The organism is Psychroserpens damuponensis, from assembly GCF_000826655.1.
GTDB lineage: Bacteria > Bacteroidota > Bacteroidia > Flavobacteriales > Flavobacteriaceae > Psychroserpens > Psychroserpens damuponensis.
Map to the genome: position 1 here is coordinate 1 of NZ_JXJO01000019.1, position 22,558 is coordinate 22,558.

Genomic DNA, 22,558 nt, shown 5'->3' on the forward strand with positions numbered 1-22,558 from the left:
TCATTGTGGTGTACACCACCGTGACCGTCTCCGTGCATTATCATATTCATTTTAGAAACCCTTGCCATTCTTGGATTGGCATCTGTACCGAATATACATTTATGCGATAAATGATGTAAACGACTTTTATTGTTATCGAGGTTTAATTCCTCATTGAGTTGCTTAAATAGTTTAGCTACTAAAGCATCTGTTTTTTCTTTCTCTTTTTCGCTGGCTTTCAAATACGAATCATCAAAATATTGTTCTTTGATTTTTTCTTTTTGTAACTCAATATCTTCTTTTATATGTTCTCTTACATATTCAAAAGCATTAATTAAGAAACCACCAGAACCACTACAAGGGTCGCAAATACGTTCTCCTTCTTGTGGGTCTAATACGTTGGTCATAAACTCCACAATAGTACGAGGCGTAAAAAACTGCCCTAATTCACCTCTAAAAGTTGTACCTAAGAATTTTTCAAAAGCAATACCCTTAACATCATCAGAGGTTTTAGATAGGTTATAAACTTGTAATTTCTCTACAATAGACAAGAAACTTTCTTTACGAATACGAATGTTATCATTATCGCTAAATAGAGCATCTTTAGCGTATTTTTCTTTTGTTCTACGGAAAATGATTTGAACGTAATCTGTATTTTTATCGTCTCCTTGTAAATAAGGTCTAACGTTTTTGTTATACTCTTGCTCTAAGCGTTGGAACTCTTTTTTAGAAAAGATGTTTTGTTTATCAAGTGAGTTTCTGTTATCACGTTCAAACACAATTTTAGTAAATAGGATTTTACTAATTTCATCAAATGCAGCTTCAGGTGAAAGTTTATCATTGTTTCTAATTACATTATGGCATTGGTGTAATAGTTTAGCAAACTCGTCTTTTTCAAAAACCTTCTCATCTTGAAAAAGTTTCTCTTTCTTTTTATCGTCTAATAATTCAGAAGCTTTTGGAATACGAGATAATTCCTTTCCTAAATTTTTTGGTATTTTTTCTTTGAACACTTGAAAACATCTGGTTTCTTTAGTGTTATGCGTAACAAAAAAATCTGCACTAACCCAAGTAGCATAGTTTAACCCTTGATAATAATCAGCAGGTTGTATGGTAACATTATCAGATTTACATTCTATAACAATTGCTGCGTGTTTATCTTCATCTTTATCCTCTATAGTTTTCCAAATCACTATATCTGCACTTGCTCTTCCAGTTCCTCTTTGTGAATTGGTTACCTTTAATTCTTGTGCCATCTGCTCTAAACTGTAACCTAATTCATTAACTAAATGAACTATGAAATTTTGACGTACAATTTCTTCTGGTGTAGCTTCCAACCAAGCATCATCACCATTTAATGGAACTAATATTTTGGAATCGTTATCTTTATATTTTACTTCTAATGACATAAGTTATTTAGATTTCTTTGTAATATTTTGTAATTCTTCTTCTGCAATCTGTAGAGCTTGCAATGCTTGATCTTCATTTTCTACCAACTGAAATACTTGGTCTGCTAACCAAAGTGAAAACAGTTCGTTATAGTCAAGTTTGAAAAGTTTTGCTAAAGGTTTTATATGTTCACGTTTAGCGGTTTTTTCTCCTCTTTCTATTTTACTAAGCATTGCGGTGTCAATGTCTAACTCTGCGGATAAGTGCCTGAGTAGCATTTCTTGTTCTTCTCTTTTAGACCGTATTAAGTCTCCGAATTTATTCATTGCTTATTTGTTTGTATTAAATACATTTGTCAAATATAGACAAATTCAAAACAAACAAGAACAAAAACAACAATATGATTTACAAAAAGTGCAAAGGTTGCAAACTATAAAGAAGATGCAATCTTCTGATAGTGGCCATAACTCGGCTGCGAGAGGTGTGAACCTACCAATGATTTTAATAAGGCATCAATTGAGCGGTCTTTGAGTTGGTATTTCTTTCCTATTATTATGGCTTCTTCACGTTTAAAGTTTTGCGGTAAGGCTTCAAAGAATTGCTTTTTGTTGCTAGCACCTTTAAAAACGCCAGCTTCTTCTTTCTTTGGTAGATTGTTATACATTAACAAACCGTGTTGCAGATATACATTCGCTATCATTAAAGCCATTTCAAAATCTTCATCTGTACAGGTTACATTTTCTGAACAATCGCCATTATCAAACTTACGAAGTGCTGTGAATATCATAGTAATACGATACAAAACAAGTCCTAATCGTTTTACTACACTTCCTGCTTCTTCTGCTGTAAATGTGGTTACTTCAGTAAGCCATTGCTGCCCTGTATAATTAACTGTTTGCCATTGCTCTTGCGTTAAATGTATTTGTGTGTGATTGGTTTCTAAGAAGTTTATCATTTCTAATACATTCTGCGATAACACTTCAAAATGGTCGTTTAAATTTAGGGTATTGCCGAAAGGCGATACATCTTTCCAAACTTGCTCTACTTTAAACGTATAGAATATGAAACGACTAAACAAACCATCTTCTGCTGATGAAATGATATTAGAAACTTGACCAGGAGTACCAGACAATGCAACTGATAATTTAGTGTCTTTAATGATGATATACTCGTTATCTGTTTTACGAGAAATACTAATGGTTTCGTGGTGGAATGCTTTACGTAACATATCAGAATATCCGCCCCAATCTTGTTTAAATACTGCACCCATACTATCTGCTTCTGTTTCGCAAATAATTCCTTTTCCTTCATTTTGTTTGATATGACTTAGAATAGCTGCTGAACTGGTGTTTGCAGGAATAAATACTACTTTAAAAGGTGGCTTTACAGGCTCTTCTGCGGTTTCTGTATCGTCTTTCTTTCTGTTTCGCTGTTCTGCCTTGTATTGAGCTAATTCGGCATCATAGATGGACTTATCTTGATTACTTTGTTCTAAAATACTTTCTTGATATGGGTCTGCCAATACTTTAGCAAATTTTAAAGCACCTTTTCCACTTGCTGCTGGAGCAATGATAAAAGAAAACAGATTAGGAAATACCGTTTGTTGAGCATATACACCTGATACATTTGGCAAACAACCACTAAGAATAGATAATGCACCTGTAAAGAACACATCACGTTCTCTTGGGTCTGTAAATGCCATTGTACCTTTTCTTAAAACCTCTGGTAGATTATCAAATAATTGCTCGTCAAAAGTTGGTGTGTTTTTTAGGTAATCTTCATCACTTACTATCTCATTTGGTTGTGCTATTTGCTTATGACTTGGATAGCTCGCAAATTGCATAGCGTTGTTATCATAGGCTGATTTTACAGATGCTTTTATTTCCTCTTGGTTTAGGTCATAAGTATTTAGAATAAGATGCAAAGCATCATCATACACGATTCCTCTCCTGTTGCAATTACAAGCCAATTGATATATGAAATTGTTTCGGTTGCCGTCTGCGTAACTTTCTTTGTTTTCGGTAAAAGTGATAACCTCGGTAAAGGTTTCTGAATTATTGGCGTTTTCATTAGGAATAGGATTTTGAGTTACTACTGTTTTGGGTGTTGATGCTGTGAGAGGTTGTAAAACCGTTTCGGTTTTTACCTTGAACTTTTCGTTTTGTATGTTCTTATATCCGTCAGGATCATAAGACACAAAACACAACCTTGTAATGTCTTTGCATTTTGGGTCTGCTTCAATACCAACTTCTTTTTCATAATACGCTTGCACTTGTGCATAAGCGGTTTTATGATGTTCTGCATCTGTGTTTATTTCAATAAATACTTTTAGGCCATTACCACTTGGGCTTGTGAAACAAGCAAAAGTGTACGGAATGGATTGTATTTTCTGTTTTGCTTCTTGCAGCTCGTCTGGTTCTAACTTATCAAAATCTAAGTGTACAAATCCGCTGTACTGTTTAAAGTATTCCATTTTACGACCACCTTCAAAAGTTGCGGAAGGTGTAAAAGCAACTAATTCTTTTTTGAATTGGTCTGCCCGTTCTGGTTTCCCCATTCCAATAGCCATACGAATAGCTTCAATAGGTTCTTTGTATTTGCCCTCAATAACGTCTTTTACTATTAGTAGTAAGGCTTTATTTTCTATGGGTTGATTGAAATTTTTATATATAGTAGATGATGCCATTTTAGAAGTATTTATGTGATTATTTTCCATTGATAGGTGCTTTAAAATTTTGGTCTAACAATTGGAGTATGTCTGATAAGCGGTAATAGATTTTGTACCCAATTTGGCAATAGCCTATGAGTCCGCTATCTCGCCAATATTGGGCGGTACGCTTACTTACATTCATTATCTGTAGAAACTCTTGGGTGTCGAAAAACACTTGGTCAGGATTGCTTCTTTGCTTGTCTTTAAGCATAAGCGTTAGTTCTGATAGTCTATCGTCTATCTGTTCTAACTTTTCGTCTAAAGGATGATAAAAGCCCATATCTAACTGCGTTTGTTTTGAATTAGATAATTGGCTGCTGCTTTTTCGATTTCGTCCGTAGAAGATTGACGGTTACGCTGTAACCATTCATCTAACTCGATACGATTGAAATAGAGTTTTTTACCCTGTGGGCAGAAATGCGGAACGGATTTCTGACTGGTAAGTTTGTACAGATGCGAAGCACTTATATCTAAATAGCTACAAGCATCATTGAAGTTTAATACTTCTTTTTTTAAGAGGTTTTGTTCCTCTATCTTTTGCTCAAGTCTGTTGAGCTTTTCTAAAATTAAATTTTCGTTACTCATTGTGTTACGATTTAAAAGGTTTAACAATCATTTCTGACCGCTAAACTATTTCGTAACACTCTGGTAATCAGTTAGTGTGTAGGCACTTACTGTGTAAACTTACTATACTTACTGTTTTTATTTATAATTGGTTGAATATATTGTTAATAGTGTCAATATTTGTTGAGTATTCACTAACCTTTTTTTCGAGATTACTTTTACTAAATGGCTTATCATTGGTTGTATAAAATAAGTTTGAAGATGATAAAGATGTTGGACCAAGATTACTGAACATTGGTTTTAGCTTTCGCCAAACGTGGTTAAATAAATTTGATTGACAACCGATATAAACTTGTGGAGCACCTCTCTGTAAATCTCTACTTGTTAATACTGCATACAAATCATCAACTGTAGTTTTATCTTCATTTAAGAGTTCTATATTTCGATTCAATAGAGTAAGTATGGATTTTAGCTTTGTAGCATCTCCATTAAAACCAAAAGAGAAACGAGTATCTTTTTCAAACTTATAATCATCAATACCTAAGAATATATTATTTACTGTTTGAAATTCAGGTGTTGGCTTATCAATCTCTATATCTGGAATGGGCTGTTGAAGTAGTTCTCCGTATAGCTCATTTTTGTTTGACGGTAATTCTGAAAGGAATTGAGGATATAACTTTTCGGTTTCCTTTAGAAAACGAATTACGTTAGTAATGAGTTGCGGAATAACATAAGCTGTCAAGTCGGTTTGCTTAAAACTGTCTTGATCTGTTCCTATTCTTAATAATAGGTCTTTGCAAGATTTCACTACATTTTGAACTATTTCTTTTTTCTGAATTTCTCCAATGTCCTTATTTATACATTTAAAAACTCTGTCTGATAGTCTTGTAGCTTCATTTAAAAGCAAATAATGATAAAACCTTTGTGTTGCTGTTGTTGGTTCAGCTAATTGAATTTCAACTAATGGATGCAGAATATCGTGGCTAATATCCGTATCAGCTTGTAAAAGATATATTTCCAAACCATCTTCTTTAAATAGATTAGGCTTGTTCTTATGGATTTCCTTTAACGCTTTGTAATACTCGTTTATAGTCTGTGTAGGCTTTATGAAATTTGCAGACCTATTTTGTCTGTAAAACTTTTCATTGACTGCATCACTTGCCCAAGGTTTTAAATCTCCATAGATGATGCTTTTAAAAATAGTTAGTTCCATATTATAAATCGAGTTGAATTTTATTAGCTGCTTCTTTCTTTTTGTTGTCTATTACTTTGGCATATATCTGAGTGGTTTTTAATTCTCTATGACCTAATAGTTTTGATACGGTATAAATATCTGTACCCATAGTAAGCTGTAGGGTTGCATAGGTGTGTCTTGCACAATGGAATGTGATGTTTTTGGTTATTCCTGCACGCATTACCCATTGTAATAATTTCATATTGTGCCAAGCACTATATTTTAAGCCTTTGAAAACACGCTCCGTTTGTTCCTGTTCTTCTCCTAACATATTGCGAGCTTGCTCGGAAATTGGTAGGGTTTCAGCTCCTTTGGTTTTTTGTTGTCTGAAACGAATGTAGTAGCCCATTTCATCAGAATGTTGTACCTCTGACCAAAGCAACTTATTTATATCTGACCATCTTAAACCAGTAAGACAAGCGAATAAAAACGCAGTTTTTAATTGCTCACTTTCGCAATCTGCTTTTACTAATGCTTGAACTTCTTCTAAAGTTAGAAACTCTCTTTGTGGTTCTCCTTGTTTAAATCCCTGGACTTGCTCCGAAGGATTGTATTTTAAAATCCCATCTCTAACTGCTTGTTTTAATGCTGCCTTTAATTTATTGAAGTAGGAGTGTTTTGAATTTTGAGATAATTCCTTGTTGCTTTTTGTTCGTGCTGTTTTATCTAAATAATCTTTAAAACCTTGTACCCATTCACGGTTGACTCTACTAAATGAAATATCTCTTGGACTGTATTTTCTTAGATGTTTACCAACACTATCCCAATTGCCATAATTACCTAAACTGGCTTTTCTCTTTTCTGTGAGTGCATCAAAATATAATATGAAACTGCCTTTTAGTTTTTCCTTATCTTGAAAATCATAAATATCATTCTGAATTTCTAAGTGTCGTTTAGCTCTTATACTTTCAGCTAATTGAAGTATCGATTTGTTTTGGTCTTTCTCTGCCTTTGAAAGTGTACCTTTTTCTGGTTCAGGTGTGAGGTACAATTTAAGATATTCGTATTCTCGCTTACCATCTGCATAGTAATCTAAATACAAACTGATTTTGTTTCCTTTCTTGCGTTTTCTTAATGTTACTTTCATAAGGCTAAATTTTAAAGAGATTATCGATTTCTGTCCGTTTTATAATAGTACGCCTACCTAATTTTGCAATGCTCAACTGGTTGCGTTTTATCATCCGCTGAATAGTCCATCTGCTTGCACCTAATAAATTGGCAGCTTCAGTAATGCTTAGAAATTCTTTATCTCTTAGATTGATATGATTTCCTGCTTGTGTAGGTAAGGTTTGCAGAGTTTGCAAGTTTTCGGAAGATGTAGGCTTGCTATTATTTATTTGCTCGGATAGGGTGGATTGTACTTTTTCTTCTCGCTTACGTTGTTTGTAGGCTTTACTTGCACAAGTATGACCGCAATACTTAGTGGTGGTCTTTTGTGCAACAAAAGCCATTCCACAGAATTGACAGAATTTCGGTATTTTAATTGTACTGCTCATTTGGTGCTACTTGTAGCTCAATGTTGCTTGGTGGTGCTATATGGTGCATCATTTCGCTTTGATTTGTTGCTTTATGATTTGGGCAACAGATAAGCTATTAGGGCAACAATTGAACAACAAATATAAGAAATAAAGAGCAATTGGGCAACAAAAAAGAGACAGTAAAAACTTGTAAAGTCAATAAAAACAAGCAGTTAGAAAACAAAAGAAAGATAATTACTTTCCAATACAAAAATTCGCGAATATATTACCCAACAAATCATCATTAGTGATTTCGCCTGTAATCTCACCAAAATGGTATAAAGCTTGACGAATATCAATAGCCAATAAATCTCCAGATAAATCTGATTCTAAACCGTACTTTACTTTTTGGATTTCCTCAAACGCTTTTAATAAAGCATCATAATGACGAGAATTAGTCACAATAGTTTCATTATTACGTAAAGCACCTGTATTAATAAGCTCTAATAATGATTGTGTTAATTGTTCTACTCCAAAACCAGTTTTAGCAGAGAGTAATTTAATTTCAGGAATAAGGTTTTGCATTTCTGAAATTTGAATATCGTCAATTTGGTCTATTTTATTAGACACTACAAGTAAAGGTTTTTGGGGATATTTATTCTTTATTTTTTCTAGCTCAATTTTAAATGCCGTACCTTTAGACTCGAACTCAGTACTATCAAATAAGAAGATAACCACTTGAGCTTGATCTATTTTTTCGAATGTTTTTTTAATTCCAATAGTTTCTACTACATCTTCGGTATCTCGTATTCCTGCAGTATCAATAAATCTAAACCCAATACCACCTATAGATATTTCATCTTCAATAGTATCTCTTGTTGTTCCTGCTATTTCAGAAACTATAGCGCGTTCTTCATTTAAAAGTGCGTTGAGTAATGTAGACTTACCAACATTGGGTTCTCCAACAATGGCTACAGGAATTCCGTTTTTTATAACATTGCCTACTGCAAAAGAATCTATTAATCGTTTGAGTACAAAGGTAATTCTTTCAACGAGTGCTTTAAATTGTGAACGATCGGCAAATTCTACGTCTTCTTCAGCAAAATCGAGTTCTAATTCTATTAGAGAGGCAAAATTTAAAAGCTCTTCTCTGAGTTTAGATATTTCCGAAGAAAAACCACCTCGCATTTGCTGCATTGCTACTTGATGAGAGGCTTCGTTATCACTCGCAATTAAATCTGCTACAGCTTCTGCTTGTGATAAATCTAATTTTCCGTTTAAAAATGCTCTTAATGTAAATTCTCCTGCGTTTGCCATTCGGCACCCTTTTCGAAGAAACAATTGAATAATTTCTTGTTGAATATATAAACTTCCGTGACAAGAAATCTCTACAACATGCTCTCCTGTGTACGAATTAGGATTCTTAAACACAGATACTAAAACCTCATCAATAACACGAGTATCATCTACAATATGTCCTAAATGAATGGTATGTGTCGGTTGCTTTTGTAATGATTTATTTGCTACTACAGAGGCAAAATGTGCGTCAACAATTGTAATAGCATCATCACCAGAAAGTCTAATTACAGCAATTGCTCCACTACCAGATGCTGTTGCCAATGCTATAATTGTATCTTGTTGAATCATTATATATTTTTTACAAAAGTATTGCTATTTTAGAATTAATTATGAAATTAGGCTTGATTTTCTCTCAACTAACTTATTATATTTGTAATGTAAATTTATAATTATATGACAAACGTGTTGAGAATGTTATCTCCAAATAAAATAGCATGATCAAACAACACGTAACGGTTTAAAAACAAATAGATATAGACACATGAAAAAATTAGTTACATTTTTAGCAATTTGCTTATTAATTATGGGTTGTAAAACTGAAGATAAGAAGGCTCCTCTAGAAGGGTATCTTATTGAAGGCGAAGCGCCTGGGCTTTATAACGGGATTAGAATTCATTTACAATCTTTAGATGAACGCAATAGAAAAATTAATAGAGATACAGCCATTGTCATGAACGAAAAATTTGTTTTTGAAGGTAAAGTTGATAAGCAAGAAATTTGGTATTTAACAGTAAACAGTGTTAATGGCAGCTCTCCTTTTATAATTGATAACGACTATTATGCCATAACTGTAGATAAAGATAATATTGATAATACTGTAGTTAAAGGACCTCTGGCTAATGCTGCTTTAAAGGCTTATTTTAAAGATAGTAAAGAATTAGCTAATAGACGTACTAAATTGACTGGTCAATTGAGATCATCTAGTGATATGTCTACTCGTGAAAACATTAATACTCAAATGGTTCAGCTCAATAAAGATGAATCTAGTATTCCATTTATGCATATTGAAAAAAATAAAGATAATGTAGCCTCTTTAATTTTTATTAATAACGAATTGAATGCTAAAAATGCCGATGTAGATAAGCTAGCTAAAGCTTTAAATAATGTGAACAGTGAATTAAAAAACACTAATCTTGGTAAAGAAACAACGTTAAGAATTACTCAAACTCAAAAAATTAGAGCAGCAGAAGGTGCAACACAAATTGGTAGTATCGCACCTAATTTTACAGCACCTACACCAAACGGTAGTACATTATCGCTAAAAGAAACTCTAGGTAAGGTTACTATTATTGATTTTTGGGCAGCTTGGTGTGGCCCTTGTAGAAGAGAAAATCCTAATGTGGTTAAAGTGTACGAAAAATACCATAGTAAAGGCTTAGAAATCATTGGAGTTTCTTTAGATGGTAGTGGTAGACAAAAAGACCCAAAGGATGCTTGGGTGAAAGCAATAGCGCAAGACAAACTAACGTGGCATCACGTATCAAACCTTAATTATTTTAATGATCCGGTGGCAAGAACCTATAATATTAAATCAATTCCGGCAACATTTATTCTAGATGAAACAGGAAAAATTGTAGCTAAAAATTTAAGAGGAGCTGCACTTGAAGCGAAGATTTCAGAATTATTAAATTAAAAAATAAGTACTTCGGAAATGAGCCTTTACAATTATAGTAAAGGCTTTTTTCATTTTAAATCTTGCCTAACTTGTGCATTATAAATAAAACTACAATAGGAATTGCTAATAAACCTACCATTAAAAGATCGGTTTCAAATAAGGAAGGTTTCAAGATTAACGTGATGATGTAGCCACCAACTGCTCCACCAAAGTGGGCATCATGACCTATATTACCAATTCTCTTTTTCATCCCATAAATAGAATATAACAAATATCCAATTCCAAAAACAAACCCAGGAATGAAGAAATTAATTTTCATCATCGGGTTCATGAGTATTGCCGAATATAAAACTCCCATAACGGCTCCACTTGCGCCTACTGCACTATATTGATATTCATTTTGATGAAAATAATAAGACATCAAACTACCTAGAGTTAAACTACCTATATAAACAATTAAAAAATTAAGCTGGCCTAGATCATAAATTACCCAATCTGCAAAGAAAAAGAGTGTAATCATATTAAAAATTAGATGTTGCATATCTGCATGCAAAAACCCAGAGCTAAACATTCTAAACTGTTCGCCTCTCTTTATACTTCCAACATTAAACTTATAGCGTTCAAAAAAACCATAATCATTAAAACCTTTATAGGAAATCAACGCATTTGCTGCAATGATGATAATGGTAAATAAACTCAAACTACCCATAGACTAGAAACTTTTATTATACATATATTTGCTGTTGCAAATCTAATCAATAATGCAATTTATAATATACATTTTAGTCTATCCTTTTTTATGGCTTATTTCTAAGCTTCCATTTTGGTTGCTTTATGGTTTTTCAGACCTGCTCTACCATTTAATTTATAGTGTTTTTGGATATCGAAAAAAAGTGGTCATCTCAAATTTAAAGCTTGTTTTTCCTGAAAAGAGTGAAAAAGAAATTAAAGTTATTACAAAAAAGTTTTATCATCACTTATGTGATATGATGGTTGAAGCTATAAAATCTTTAACGATTTCTGAAACTGAAATGAAAAAACGATTTAAGTTTACAAATTTAGAAATCCTGCAAGACCTTGAAAACAACGGAAGAAGTATTGCACTTATGTGTGGGCATTACGGAAGTTGGGAGTGGATATTCGTACTACAAAGTTATATTAAAAATAAAGGGTTTGCTGTTTATAAACGTATAGAAAATAAATATTTTGATAAACTTATAAAAGGTATTCGTGCCAAATATAATAGTGAGTTAATTACCACAAAAGAGACCATCCCAAAATTGTTAAGAGCAAAGGTTGAGAACAAAACGTTTATATGTGGCTTTGTTTCAGATCAATCAGCAAAAGCCTGGAAAGCATTACATTGGTCTGAGTTTATGGGCTATCGTGTACCTATGCATACTGGAGCCGAAATGCTAGCTAAACGTCTAGATATGGCTGTTGTATTTTTTAGAGTTAAACGTTTAAAAAGAGGATATTATGAAACCACGTTTGAAACCATTACCGAACATCCTAAAGAATTTGACAATTACGAGATTACCGATCAATTTTTTCGCTTAGTAGAGCAACAAATTAAAGAGGCTCCAGAATATTACTTATGGACACATAAACGTTGGAAATACAAAGACGATTCTCCCGACAACTATAATGCAATTAAAGCGAAAACCACGACTTAAGCTGAGTATCGTTTTCACTTACACCACTAAGTGATTCATGAATAAACTCATTTGTTTTCCCATCATATTGATAAGTTTTAGCCCAATCTTTATGGTTTTTAGCTAAGTCTTTAATACTGTCGCAAACAAAAGCGATTTCCTCATTTGTTGTTGTTGGGTGTATAGACATACGAATCCAACCTGGCTTACGTACCAAATCTCCTATAGAAATTTCGTTAGTTAACTCATGACTAGTTTGCTGATCTACATGTAATAAAAAATGCCCATAAGTTCCTGCACAACTGCAACCACCACGTGTTTGAATTCCGAAGCGATCATTTAATAATTTAACCCCAAGATTAAAATGTAAATCGTCTATATAAAATGAAATGACTCCTAAACGATCTTTATGTTGTCCTGCTAGAATATTAATATTATCAACTTGTGATAATGACTTAAATACAATATCTACGAGCTCATGTTCGCGTTTTAAAATATTCTCAACTCCCATTTGCTCTTTGAGCTTTATACAAAGTGCTGTTTTTATGGTTTGTAAAAACCCTGGAGTTCCTCCATCTTCTCGATCTTCAATATTATCTATGTACTTATGTTCTCCCCAAGGGTTCGTCCAACTTACGGTACCACCTCCTGGACAATCGGGAATCATATTTTTATACAATTTTTTATTAAAAATCAATACTCCTGAAGTTCCTGGACCTCCTAAAAACTTATGAGGAGAAAAGAAGATAGCATCTAAATTTTGTAATTCATTTTCTGGATGCATATTCATGTCTACATATGGTGCCGAACATGCAAAATCTACAAAACAAACACCTCCATGTTTATGCATCATTTCGGCAATATCATGATGAGGAGTTTGAATTCCTGTAACATTAGATCCACCAACAACCGATGCTATTTTTAATGTACAATCTTTATATTGTTCTAGTAATTTCTCTAAATTTTCTAAGCAAAATAAACCTTCATCATCTGGAGGAATCACTTCCACCTTAGCAATGGTCTCTAACCAAGAGGTTTGATTTGAGTGATGTTCCATATGCGTTATAAATACAACAGGACGAATCTCATCAGGAATGGTTGTGTATTGTCTTAAATTTTCAGGCACTTTTAATCCCAAAATGCGTTGAAATTTATTGATAACACCTGTCATTCCATTTCCTGAAACGATAAGTACATCATCGTCATCGCAATTAACATGCTTTTTTATAATATGCTTAGCTTCATGATATGCTTTGGTCATTGCTGTTCCAGATACCGTTGTTTCGGTATGCGTATTGGCAACAAAAGGTCCAAATTCATTACAAAGTTTCTCCTCTATTGGTCTATATAATCGTCCAGAAGCTGTCCAATCGGTATAAATGATTTTTTGATTTCCTAAAGGTGAATCAAAATCTTGATCAATACCAATGATATGTTGTCTGAATTGATCAAAATACAATTCGAGTTCAGAAGGCTTAGAGGTAGATATTTCCGTAGAAATCATATTTTTTATTTTCTATTTAACAAAACTTCTCAATTTACTTTTTCGTCGTTCTATATAATTCATAATCTCATCATATACTTATTTATGAGTGAGCGTGAAACAAGTTCAAGGTAACGATAATTTTATACTATTTACGACGCTTAAAGATACTAAATATTGGCAATAGTTTTTATTTCTGAAATGATACGATCTGCTAAATCGTCTGCTTCAGTTTGACTTGGTGCTTCAGTATAAATTCTAATAATTGGCTCAGTATTACTTTTTCTCAAATGTACCCAAGAATTCGCAAAGTCAATTTTTACACCATCAATGGTTGTTAATTTTTCTTCGGCATATTTATTTTCCATAGCCACAAGCAAGGCATCAACATCCAGCTCTGGCGTTAATTGTATTTTCTTTTTGCTCATAAAATAGTTAGGATAGCTTGCTCTAAGCGCACTTACTTTCATTTGCTTTTCTGCTAATAAACTTAAAAATAAAGCGACACCCACGAGTGCATCTCTTCCGTAGTGAGATTCAGGATATATAATTCCGCCATTTCCTTCACCACCAATTATCGCATTGTTTTTCTTCATGAGGTTAACCACATTAACTTCGCCTACTGCACTTGCTTCGTAGGTTCCGCCATGTTTTTCTGTAATATCACGTAAAGCACGTGTAGAACTCATATTGCTTACCGTATTTCCTGGTGTTTTACTTAACACGTAATCTGCACAAGCTACTAAGGTGTATTCTTCTCCAAACATCTCTCCTGTTTCGTCCATAAACGCTAAACGATCTACATCTGGATCTACCACAATACCAAAATCGGCATTGGCTTTTACTACAGCTTGAGATAAATCTGTTAAATGTTCTTTTAGCGGTTCTGGATTATGAGGAAAATGTCCTGTTGGGTCACAATATAATTTCACAGCTTGTACGCCTAATCGTTCTAATAATAACGGAATTGCAATTCCACCTGTAGAATTCACACCATCAACAACTACTTTCAGGTTTGCTTTTTCAATGGCTTTTACATTTACCAACTCCATATCTAGAACCTCATCAATATGTAAATCAATATAAGCATCATTGATTGTGATTTCACCTAAATCATCAACTTCAGCAAATGCCATGTCATTAGATTCGGCTAATGCTAAGATTTTAGCACCTTCTACTCCATTTAAAAATTCGCCATTAGCGTCTAATAATTTGAGTGCATTCCATTGTTTTGGATTGTGGCTTGCTGTTAAAATAATACCACCATCTGCATGTTCCATAGGTACAGCAATTTCTACAGTTGGTGTAGTTGACAAACCAAGATCAATAACATGAATTCCTAGACCTACCAAAGTATTCATCACTAAGTTTTGAATCATTTCTCCAGAAATTCTCGCATCTCTACCAACGACAACTCTATAATTTTCTTTATCGCGTTGTTGTTTTATCCATGTACCATAAGCCGATGCAAATTTAACGGCATCTATTGGAGTTAAATTATCACCAACAGTTCCGCCAATGGTTCCACGTATTCCTGAGATTGATTTTATAAGTGTCATTATCTAAATTTTGTTTTCAGTTTTAAAAAATAAGTTTCAAAATACTTATAGCTAATATGTGCTAAAAGTATGGTTAGTGCAAAAGTCAATATATAAATTAAAAAAATGGTTATTGTAGCGTTAAAAATTTTGAGTTCTTGGATTTTAAGCATAAAAAACACGACAAAATTTAAGGCAATGACGTGAAACATGTAAATCCCGTAACTAATATGTCCTAAATGGTTGAGAAAATTGTGGTTGAGCACTTTTCCGAAGTTATTATGAGCCAAGGTATGTACAAACAACCCAAATAATAATGTCGTTGTTACATTACGCATCCAGAGCTCGTTAAACCTAAATAAATCGGTAAAAAAGTATAAACTGGTTGCTATGATTATAAGTATCGGAATACCTGCGGAAATTTTTAAAAATTCCAACTTGTGCTTTTCCTCTAAAATTGCTACAATACCACCAGAGAAGAGGAAAAAATAAACAAACTGAAAACGTTGTAATGCTTCGAAAATGTCTAAATGAAATACTATAAAATATGCTAAAGTTAAAACAGATAAGGCGAGTAAAATTCTATGTTTTCTAATAAAAAACAACAAAGGAGCAATAAGTATGTAAAACTGTTCTTCGATGCCAATGGACCACAGTACTTCTAAAATTCCGCCAGGTTCGTAGAGTCTGCCAAAAATATTGGGAAGAAAAAAAGTGGTGAGTAACACACCTTCTCCTAGGTTGTAGTTGTTTTCAAATGGAATGTTTAAAGCTGGTAAAATGAGCCAATAAAATGTAAACCCAAATATGATTATGAGATAGTATAACGGGAAAATGCGAAGAATTCTACGTATGTAAAATTTCCGAATAGAAAAATCATCACGTTGTTTATATCTATATATAAGCCTGATGATTAAAAATCCGCTTAATACAAAAAACATATACACGGCTTCTGTACCTCTATTAAAAATGGGTGCATCTAGAAAATATGGAAGTCCTTGATTTCTGCTTAGTTGCGGAATATGAAAAAACAATACCAACGAAGCCAATAAAAAACGTAAGGGATCTAAATTTGGTAATCTATCCAAGTGTAAGCGTTTAGAACTCAAAAATACATATATTTATTGAATGAATTTTTTAGCCCATATTTTTCTTTCAAATAATGATAAGCAAATTACAATTGGTAATTTTATTGCTGATGGTATACGTGGAAAACACTATAAAAAATATCCAATTGCTATTCAAAAAGGCATTTTATTACATCGACAAATTGACACCTTTACAGATGCGCATCCAACGGTACGATTGAGCACAAAACGTTTGCATAAAAATTATGGCCATTACAGTGGAGTTATTGTTGATATTTTATACGATCACTTTTTGGCAAAAAACTGGAACCATTATTCTGAAATCCCTCTACCTGATTATATTGAAAGTTTTTATGATTTATTAGAAGACAATTATGAAACTTTACCTGTAAGAATTCAAAAAATGATGCCACACATGATTGCCGACAATTGGTTATTAAGCTATGCTAAAATTGAGGGAATTCAAAAGGTTTTAGATGGCATGAATCGTAGAACCAAACTTAAATCTGGAATGAACACAGCAACTGTAGAACTTCAAGAATTCTATACAGAGTTTGAAGAAGAGTTCACCTCATTTTTTAAAGAACTGATTGTGTTTAGTAATGAGACCTTACAACGTATAGAAACACAACTAAACACTCCTAAAATTTAGTTTCAAGATTATTATTAATGTGAGTTGTGTTCATAAAAACACTGTGAATCTCCCTAGAATAATAGTAACTTTGTAAAAAATATCTCTCGTGCCTAAACCGAAAAAAATTCTTAAAATTATAGGAGGAGTTATCATCTTCTTCACGTTGCCTACGCTACTTTTCTTTGCATTTATGTATTTTAAATACAATGAAGATTTACCAACAGGAGAACAAGGTCCTGCTGCAGACCAACTGGCTACAAATATGTTGAACGCTCTTAATCATGAAGCTTACCAAGCTACAGATTACATAGAGTTTACTTTCAAAAAACGTCACCATTATAAATGGAGTAAAGCTAACAACACTTGTGAGGTTTATTGGAAAAATATTAAAGTAGAATTAGATTTGGCACATAACGACAAGTCTAGTGTTTACATTTCCGAAGAAAAATATATAGGAGATGATGCTCAAGAATACATTCAAAGCGCAGTTGATTATTTCAACAATGATACTTTTTGGCTCGTGGCTCCTTACAAAGTTTTTGATGATGGTGTAGAACGCAGACTGGTAAAAACAGAAGCCAATAAAGACGCGCTTTTAATCACATATACCAATGGTGGCTCAACGCCTGGAGATTCTTATTTATGGCATTTGGATGACAACGGCAAACCTAAAAGCTACCAAATGTGGGTTGATATTTTACCTATTGATGGTTTGGAAGCGTCATGGAGCGATTGGGAAACGACAGATACTGGAGCCGAATTACCAACTTTTCATAAGTTTTTGGCTTTTGGGTTAGAGATTGAAGGTTTAGAAACGAGTAAGCAGTCTTCAGTTGACGGTTTTCAGTGAGATTGGTGCATCAAAATTGTGAGTTTCATATTTGAATCTAGACTATTGTATTCATAATTAGATGAAAAAGATTTTTGAACTTACATACGAATTCCTAATGCTTCTCTCAAAACTTACTGGTTTTAGCTACAAGGAAATTAATATTATTGTCTGGTTTATTCTTATACCTTTGAGTTGGACTTTTCTAATTGACAAAATAAAAGGAAAGCACTATTTTAAAGTTGGGTTTTCGGGAGTAATTATTCTTTTACTTATAGGTATAAAAGATTTCTCAGAATTTTCTAACCAGCTTTTTGATATTTCGGCAGATTTTCTAAGAGGTTTTAATCTTGTTGGTATGGATTATACTGCTGCTTCTGTGGTGATTTGCTTGTTAGTTCCTTTGGTGGTTTATGGTGTTTTGATTAGAAAAGCCTATTTTTTGAAGTCGTAACTCAAGTAGAAGTTGTAACACAAAAACCTGAAAGCGTTTTATCGTTATTTAAATACCAAAATCTTACTGAATTAGCATTAAACTTCCACTACATACTGAACACTGAACACTGAAAATTATTTAGACTTCTGCCCAACAAACTGCTGCGTCTTCATTTTAAACAAGACATTAAAACTTGTTAAACTGCCGTAACTACGTGTGATATATTGTTGTAAATCGATTTTTTCTTGTTCGTCAAGATTTTTACTCGAATTAATTTTTTGTTCCATGACACGTAAACGATCTCTTACCATTGTGATTTTATGAAAGAAACTATCAATTCCCATTTCTTTACCTTGCAAGCTAGTATCTCCTGGTTCTAGAATGAGCTTTCCTCCTTTCCATTTATCTGAAATGTTTACGATTTCAGACGTATCGCTCCATTTTTTTAGAATATGAACCAGACTGCTTTCTACTTCAGCAAAACTGATGGTATCGACGTCATCTTCACAGGCTTCAATAACTTCAAAATCACTATTAAGGTCTATGGTTTCTAATCCGCTGTCCATAAACGTCACCCAATACTGTTTTGATGTGACATTTGTAACGACACCTTTTCCAAATTCGTTATGATTTATTCTTGATCCTATTCCTAATAATTGCATAATTTTATTGTTTATTTTGAAAACTAAAATAGACATTTAATTACAAATTCAGTCTTGATATCTTAATAAATTATGGATAACTAAAAAATACTAACAACAAGCACAAGACGCGAAAACAGTAAAGATTTAAAAGCTGTTAATTATTTACAAAATGAATATTAGCTATCGTTATTTTTAACTATTTTTGAATTATTCGCAATAAAAACCACTTATATTATGAAAAAACTATTATTCATATTCTTATTATCAGGATTCTTTAGTATTTCATTTGCTCAAGAAACACCTAAAATTGGTGATATTTTACAAATAAACGAACCGAAAGCGCAAACATATCATCACATAGATTTTCCTAAACCCAATATTTTAATAAAACGAGGTACTGTAACAGGGTACAAAAGTGTGTATGGAACTACTGTGGTTGTATCTAAAATTGAAACCAATAAAGACGGATCTACTTATGTGATTTTAAAACGAAAAGATGACACCAAATTTTTTGGATACTTATCTAAAGTTAAAGCTAATTATAGTAAATCGATAGCATCTGGTGAACTATCAATTCCGTAGAAAACATAAACATTATTATATTGAAAATGTGTCGTTAATACGTCACATTTTTTTTTTGACAACCAATAACTAGTCTTTATTATGTGCCAATTGATGTCATTATCTTCACCTTAAAATAATAACTAAAATCTGTACCTTTGCACTTTTGCTATTAAAACATATATACCTATAGATTTATGACCAAATTTGATGATGCAATTGAGGTACAAGGTGCTAGAGTTCACAACCTAAAAAATATTGATGTTACAATTCCGCGAGAACAACTTGTTGTGATTACAGGTTTGTCTGGTAGTGGGAAATCATCACTTGCCTTTGATACCATTTATGCCGAAGGTCAACGTCGTTATATCGAAACATTTTCGGCTTATGCGAGACAGTTTCTTGGCGGATTAGAACGACCAGATGTAGATAAAATTGATGGGCTTTCTCCTGTTATTGCTATAGAGCAAAAAACAACTAGTAAATCGCCTAGGTCTACTGTTGGCACCATTACCGAAATTTATGACTTTTTAAGATTACTCTACGCTCGAGCTAGTGATGCTTACAGTTATAATACTGGTGAGAAAATGGTAAGTTATAGTGACGAACAAATTAAAGACTTAATAAAAAAGAGTTATAAAGGCAAAAAAATAAATATCCTCTCTCCTGTTATACGTTCGCGTAAAGGTCATTATAGAGAATTGTTTGAACAAATTGCAAAACAAGGTTTTGTAAAAGTAAGAGCAGATGGTGATATTAGAGATCTAGTTAAAGGTATGAAGCTAGATCGTTACAAAATGCATGACATTGAAATCGTTATTGACAGATTAAAAATTGATGATACCGATGATAATGATAAACGTTTAGCCGAAACAATAAATACTGCCATGTATCATGGTGACGATGTACTTATGGTGCTTGATCATGACACTAATGAAGTGCGTTATTTTAGTCGTAATTTAATGTGTCCATCCTCTGGGATTTCCTACCCAAACCCAGAACCCAATAACTTCTCTTTCAACTCTCCTAAAGGCGCTTGCCAAACCTGTAATGGTATTGGCACTTTGTATCAGGTAAATGAACAAAAGATTGTACCAGACGATTCCATTTCTATAAAAGCTGGTGCTTTAGCTCCACATGGTCCACAAAAAAACAGTTGGATTTTTAAACAGTTTGAAACCATAGCACAGCGTTTTGATTTTAATTTAAATGATGCTTACAAAAGTATTCCTTCGGAAGCTAAACAAATGATATTATATGGCGGAAACGACAAGTTTTCAGTAGAAAGTAAAACTTTAGGCGTCACAAGAGATTATAAAATCGATTTTGAAGGTGTTGCTAATTTTATTGAAAGTCAATATAAAAATGCCGAAACAACTTCATTAAAACGTTGGGCAAAAGACTATATGGACAAAGTAGAATGTCCTACTTGTGAAGGCTCTCGATTGAGAAAAGAATCGCTTTACTTTAAAGTTAATGGTTTTAATATTGCCGAGTTAGCCAATATGGATATTGTAGATTTGGCCGATTGGTTTTCAACATTAAACAACAAATTAAGTGCAACTCAATTAAAAATTGCCGAAGAAGTTGTTAAAGAAATAAAAGCAAGATTAAACTTTTTATTAGACGTAGGCTTAAATTATTTGTCTTTAAATCGTAGCTCAAAGTCACTATCAGGTGGCGAAGCCCAACGTATTAGATTAGCCACGCAAATTGGATCTCAATTGGTTGGTGTACTTTATATATTAGACGAGCCAAGTATAGGTTTGCACCAACGCGATAATGAAAAATTAATTAACTCCTTAGTTTCACTGCGCGATATTGGCAACTCTGTTATTGTCGTTGAGCATGATAAGGATATGATTGAGCGCGCAGATTATGTGATTGATATAGGACCAAAAGCAGGAAAATTTGGTGGAGAAATTATAAGTATTGGTACTCCTTCGGAAATGTTAACACACGACACTTTAACCGCAGATTATATTAATGGGAAGCGAGAAATACCTGTTCCGAAGAAAAGAAGAACAGGCAATGGTAAAAAAATAGTATTAAAAAATTGTACTGGTAATAATTTAAAAAATGTATCCATTGAGCTTCCGTTAGGAAAAATGATAGGAATCACTGGTGTTTCTGGTAGCGGAAAATCAACCTTAATTAATGAAACGTTATACCCTATCATGAATGCCTACTATTTTAATGGTGTAAAAAAACCAATGCCTTACAAAAGCATAAAAGGTTTGGAGCATTGTGACAAGGTTATTGACATTAACCAGTCGCCAATTGGACGAACACCACGAAGTAATCCAGCTACTTACACAAAAACCTTTGATGAGATTCGTAGTTTATTTGCTAAAATCCCTGAAGCCATGATTAGAGGTTATAAGCCAGGACGTTTTAGTTTTAATGTAAAAGGTGGCCGTTGTGAAACATGCCAAGGAGGTGGTTTACGAGTTATAGAAATGAATTTTTTACCAGATGTTTATGTAGAATGTGAAACCTGTCAAGGCAAACGTTTTAATAGAGAAACCTTAGAAATTAGATACAAAGGAAAATCTATTAGCGATGTTCTAGACATGACGATGAGTGAGGCTGTAGATTTCTTTGAGCACATCCCTAAAATTCATAGAAAATTAAAAACAATTGTTGATGTAGGTTTAGGTTACATAACTCTGGGGCAGCAAAGCACGACGCTATCTGGTGGAGAAGCACAACGTATTAAGTTAGCCACAGAATTAAGCAAACGAGATACTGGTAATACCTTTTATATTTTAGACGAACCTACAACAGGCTTGCATTTTGAAGATATAAGAGTCTTAATGCTTGTTCTCAATGAATTAGTAGACAAAGGCAATACCGTTTTAATTATTGAACATAATCTAGATGTTGTAAAACTATGTGATTATATTATTGATATTGGCTACGAAGGTGGTCAAGGAGGTGGCGAAGTCGTTGCTAAAGGCACTCCAGAACAAATCATAAAAGATAAAAAGAGTTATACTGCTAAATTTCTAAAAAAGGAGCTATAAAGTTTATAATTAGGCACATTTCCGAAGTTATTGTTCTATAGAAAGGGTAAAAAAACCGAATTCGTCCTCTATCGAGTAATATGTTAATTCTATCGCTTTCATAATTTTTATTGAGACGTACTTTGGTGTATATTAGAGTATAACAAAAACACTAAACAATTATGAAAAGTATTTTATGGCTAGTAGCAGTAATCTGTATAATCGCTTGGTTACTTGGACTTTTGGGAATCATCCCTGGAATTGGATCAAATAGTTTAATTCATATATTATTAGTAATTGCAGTTATTGTAATTCTATATAATATTATTTCAGGACGTAAGCCACTATAGGTTAACAATTAGAAATGTATATCATGAG

Annotated in this window: 22 protein-coding genes; 8 read left to right on the forward strand and 14 right to left on the reverse strand. The window is 33.1% G+C overall.

The window, feature by feature from the left end; all coding sequences use genetic code 11:
* From TD29_RS11595 to mnmE, 9 genes are all read right to left on the reverse strand, one after another.
* Window positions 1-1,388: type I restriction enzyme HsdR N-terminal domain-containing protein (locus TD29_RS11595; RefSeq protein ID WP_040280857.1), on the reverse strand; the 1,388-nt coding region annotated here is incomplete at its 3' end.
* Between the two features lie 3 nt (window positions 1,389-1,391).
* Entirely contained in the window at window positions 1,392-1,694 is a 303-nt protein-coding gene (locus TD29_RS11600; RefSeq protein WP_040280858.1) for a helix-turn-helix domain-containing protein, read from the reverse strand.
* A 104-nt stretch (window positions 1,695-1,798) separates the two neighbouring features.
* Window positions 1,799-4,084, reverse strand: coding sequence for a DUF3987 domain-containing protein (locus TD29_RS11605; protein ID WP_040280859.1), 2,286 nt, complete (start codon window positions 4,082-4,084; stop codon window positions 1,799-1,801).
* Entirely contained in the window at window positions 4,074-4,358 is a 285-nt protein-coding gene (locus TD29_RS11610; RefSeq protein ID WP_040280860.1) for a helix-turn-helix domain-containing protein, read from the reverse strand. Before TD29_RS11610 ends, TD29_RS11605 begins: the two co-directional genes overlap by 11 nt.
* Window positions 4,359-4,360: 2 nt before the next feature.
* Complete coding sequence (locus TD29_RS11615; protein ID WP_040280861.1) at window positions 4,361-4,663, reverse strand: helix-turn-helix domain-containing protein; 303 nt, start codon at window positions 4,661-4,663, stop codon at window positions 4,361-4,363.
* A 121-nt stretch (window positions 4,664-4,784) separates the two neighbouring features.
* Window positions 4,785-5,855, reverse strand: coding sequence for a DUF6617 family protein (locus TD29_RS11620; protein WP_040280862.1), 1,071 nt, complete (start codon window positions 5,853-5,855; stop codon window positions 4,785-4,787).
* 1 nt (window position 5,856) lies between these two features.
* Window positions 5,857-6,963: a site-specific integrase gene (locus TD29_RS11625; protein WP_040280864.1), complete on the reverse strand. Its 1,107-nt coding sequence runs from the start codon at window positions 6,961-6,963 to the stop codon at window positions 5,857-5,859.
* Between the two features lie 4 nt (window positions 6,964-6,967).
* Window positions 6,968-7,372 carry a helix-turn-helix domain-containing protein gene (locus TD29_RS11630; protein ID WP_040280865.1) on the reverse strand — a complete coding sequence of 135 codons (405 nt, stop codon included), beginning with the start codon at window positions 7,370-7,372 and terminating at the stop codon, window positions 6,968-6,970.
* A 216-nt stretch (window positions 7,373-7,588) separates the two neighbouring features.
* Window positions 7,589-8,980, reverse strand: coding sequence for a tRNA uridine-5-carboxymethylaminomethyl(34) synthesis GTPase MnmE (gene mnmE, locus TD29_RS11635; RefSeq protein WP_040280866.1), 1,392 nt, complete (start codon window positions 8,978-8,980; stop codon window positions 7,589-7,591).
* A 193-nt stretch (window positions 8,981-9,173) separates the two neighbouring features.
* Here mnmE and TD29_RS11640 point away from each other — a divergent pair, with 193 nt between their 5' ends.
* Window positions 9,174-10,325: a TlpA disulfide reductase family protein gene (locus tag TD29_RS11640; protein WP_040280868.1), complete on the forward strand. Its 1,152-nt coding sequence runs from the start codon at window positions 9,174-9,176 to the stop codon at window positions 10,323-10,325.
* 55 nt (window positions 10,326-10,380) lie between these two features.
* Here TD29_RS11640 and TD29_RS11645 read toward each other — a convergent pair whose 3' ends face one another.
* The gene (locus TD29_RS11645; RefSeq protein ID WP_040280872.1) at window positions 10,381-11,016 is read right to left on the reverse strand and encodes a rhomboid family intramembrane serine protease; all 636 of its coding nucleotides are present in this window, start codon (window positions 11,014-11,016) and stop codon (window positions 10,381-10,383) included.
* A 52-nt stretch (window positions 11,017-11,068) separates the two neighbouring features.
* Between TD29_RS11645 and TD29_RS11650 the strand changes: the two genes are divergently transcribed.
* Window positions 11,069-11,983, forward strand: coding sequence for a lysophospholipid acyltransferase family protein (locus TD29_RS11650; protein WP_040280874.1), 915 nt, complete (start codon window positions 11,069-11,071; stop codon window positions 11,981-11,983).
* Here TD29_RS11650 and TD29_RS11655 read toward each other — a convergent pair.
* The 3 genes from TD29_RS11655 to TD29_RS11665 all read right to left on the reverse strand — a co-directional run bounded on the left by TD29_RS11655 (window position 11,961) and on the right by TD29_RS11665 (window position 16,071).
* A complete protein-coding gene (locus TD29_RS11655) occupies window positions 11,961-13,466 on the reverse strand; it encodes an aminotransferase class V-fold PLP-dependent enzyme (protein ID WP_040280875.1) in 1,506 nt (501 codons plus the stop codon). The genes TD29_RS11650 and TD29_RS11655 overlap by 23 nt on opposite strands.
* A gap of 149 nt (window positions 13,467-13,615) precedes the next feature.
* On the reverse strand, window positions 13,616-15,004 hold the full coding sequence (glmM, locus tag TD29_RS11660) for a phosphoglucosamine mutase (protein WP_040280876.1): 1,389 nt from the start codon (window positions 15,002-15,004) through the stop codon (window positions 13,616-13,618).
* Window positions 15,004-16,071: an acyltransferase family protein gene (locus TD29_RS11665; protein ID WP_040280877.1), complete on the reverse strand. Its 1,068-nt coding sequence runs from the start codon at window positions 16,069-16,071 to the stop codon at window positions 15,004-15,006. The genes glmM and TD29_RS11665 overlap by 1 nt, the downstream gene beginning before the upstream one ends.
* A gap of 40 nt (window positions 16,072-16,111) precedes the next feature.
* On the opposite strand from TD29_RS11665, the gene TD29_RS11670 reads away from it, so the two are divergent.
* The 3 genes from TD29_RS11670 (at window position 16,112) to TD29_RS11680 (ending at window position 17,988) form a co-directional block, all read left to right on the forward strand.
* Window positions 16,112-16,723, forward strand: a complete 612-nt coding sequence (locus TD29_RS11670; RefSeq protein ID WP_040280878.1) for an acyl carrier protein phosphodiesterase — start codon at window positions 16,112-16,114, stop codon at window positions 16,721-16,723.
* Window positions 16,724-16,811: 88 nt separating this feature from the next.
* Complete coding sequence (locus tag TD29_RS11675) at window positions 16,812-17,555, forward strand: hypothetical protein (protein WP_040280880.1); 744 nt, start codon at window positions 16,812-16,814, stop codon at window positions 17,553-17,555.
* A 61-nt stretch (window positions 17,556-17,616) separates the two neighbouring features.
* Window positions 17,617-17,988, forward strand: coding sequence for a hypothetical protein (locus TD29_RS11680; RefSeq protein WP_040280881.1), 372 nt, complete (start codon window positions 17,617-17,619; stop codon window positions 17,986-17,988).
* Between the two features lie 116 nt (window positions 17,989-18,104).
* Here the strand turns inward: TD29_RS11680 and TD29_RS11685 are convergent, their stop codons facing one another.
* On the reverse strand, window positions 18,105-18,632 hold the full coding sequence (locus TD29_RS11685; protein ID WP_040281050.1) for a hypothetical protein: 528 nt from the start codon (window positions 18,630-18,632) through the stop codon (window positions 18,105-18,107).
* A gap of 216 nt (window positions 18,633-18,848) precedes the next feature.
* Between TD29_RS11685 and TD29_RS11690 the strand changes: the two genes are divergently transcribed.
* From TD29_RS11690 to TD29_RS18375, 3 genes are all read left to right on the forward strand, one after another.
* Window positions 18,849-19,196: a hypothetical protein gene (locus TD29_RS11690; RefSeq protein WP_040280882.1), complete on the forward strand. Its 348-nt coding sequence runs from the start codon at window positions 18,849-18,851 to the stop codon at window positions 19,194-19,196.
* Between the two features lie 176 nt (window positions 19,197-19,372).
* Complete coding sequence (uvrA, locus tag TD29_RS11695) at window positions 19,373-22,201, forward strand: excinuclease ABC subunit UvrA (RefSeq protein WP_040280884.1); 2,829 nt, start codon at window positions 19,373-19,375, stop codon at window positions 22,199-22,201.
* A 161-nt stretch (window positions 22,202-22,362) separates the two neighbouring features.
* Window positions 22,363-22,530 (forward strand): lmo0937 family membrane protein, encoded by a 168-nt coding sequence (locus TD29_RS18375; RefSeq protein WP_152611504.1) that lies wholly within the window; start codon window positions 22,363-22,365, stop codon window positions 22,528-22,530.
* The last annotated feature ends 28 nt before the right edge of the window (window positions 22,531-22,558 follow it).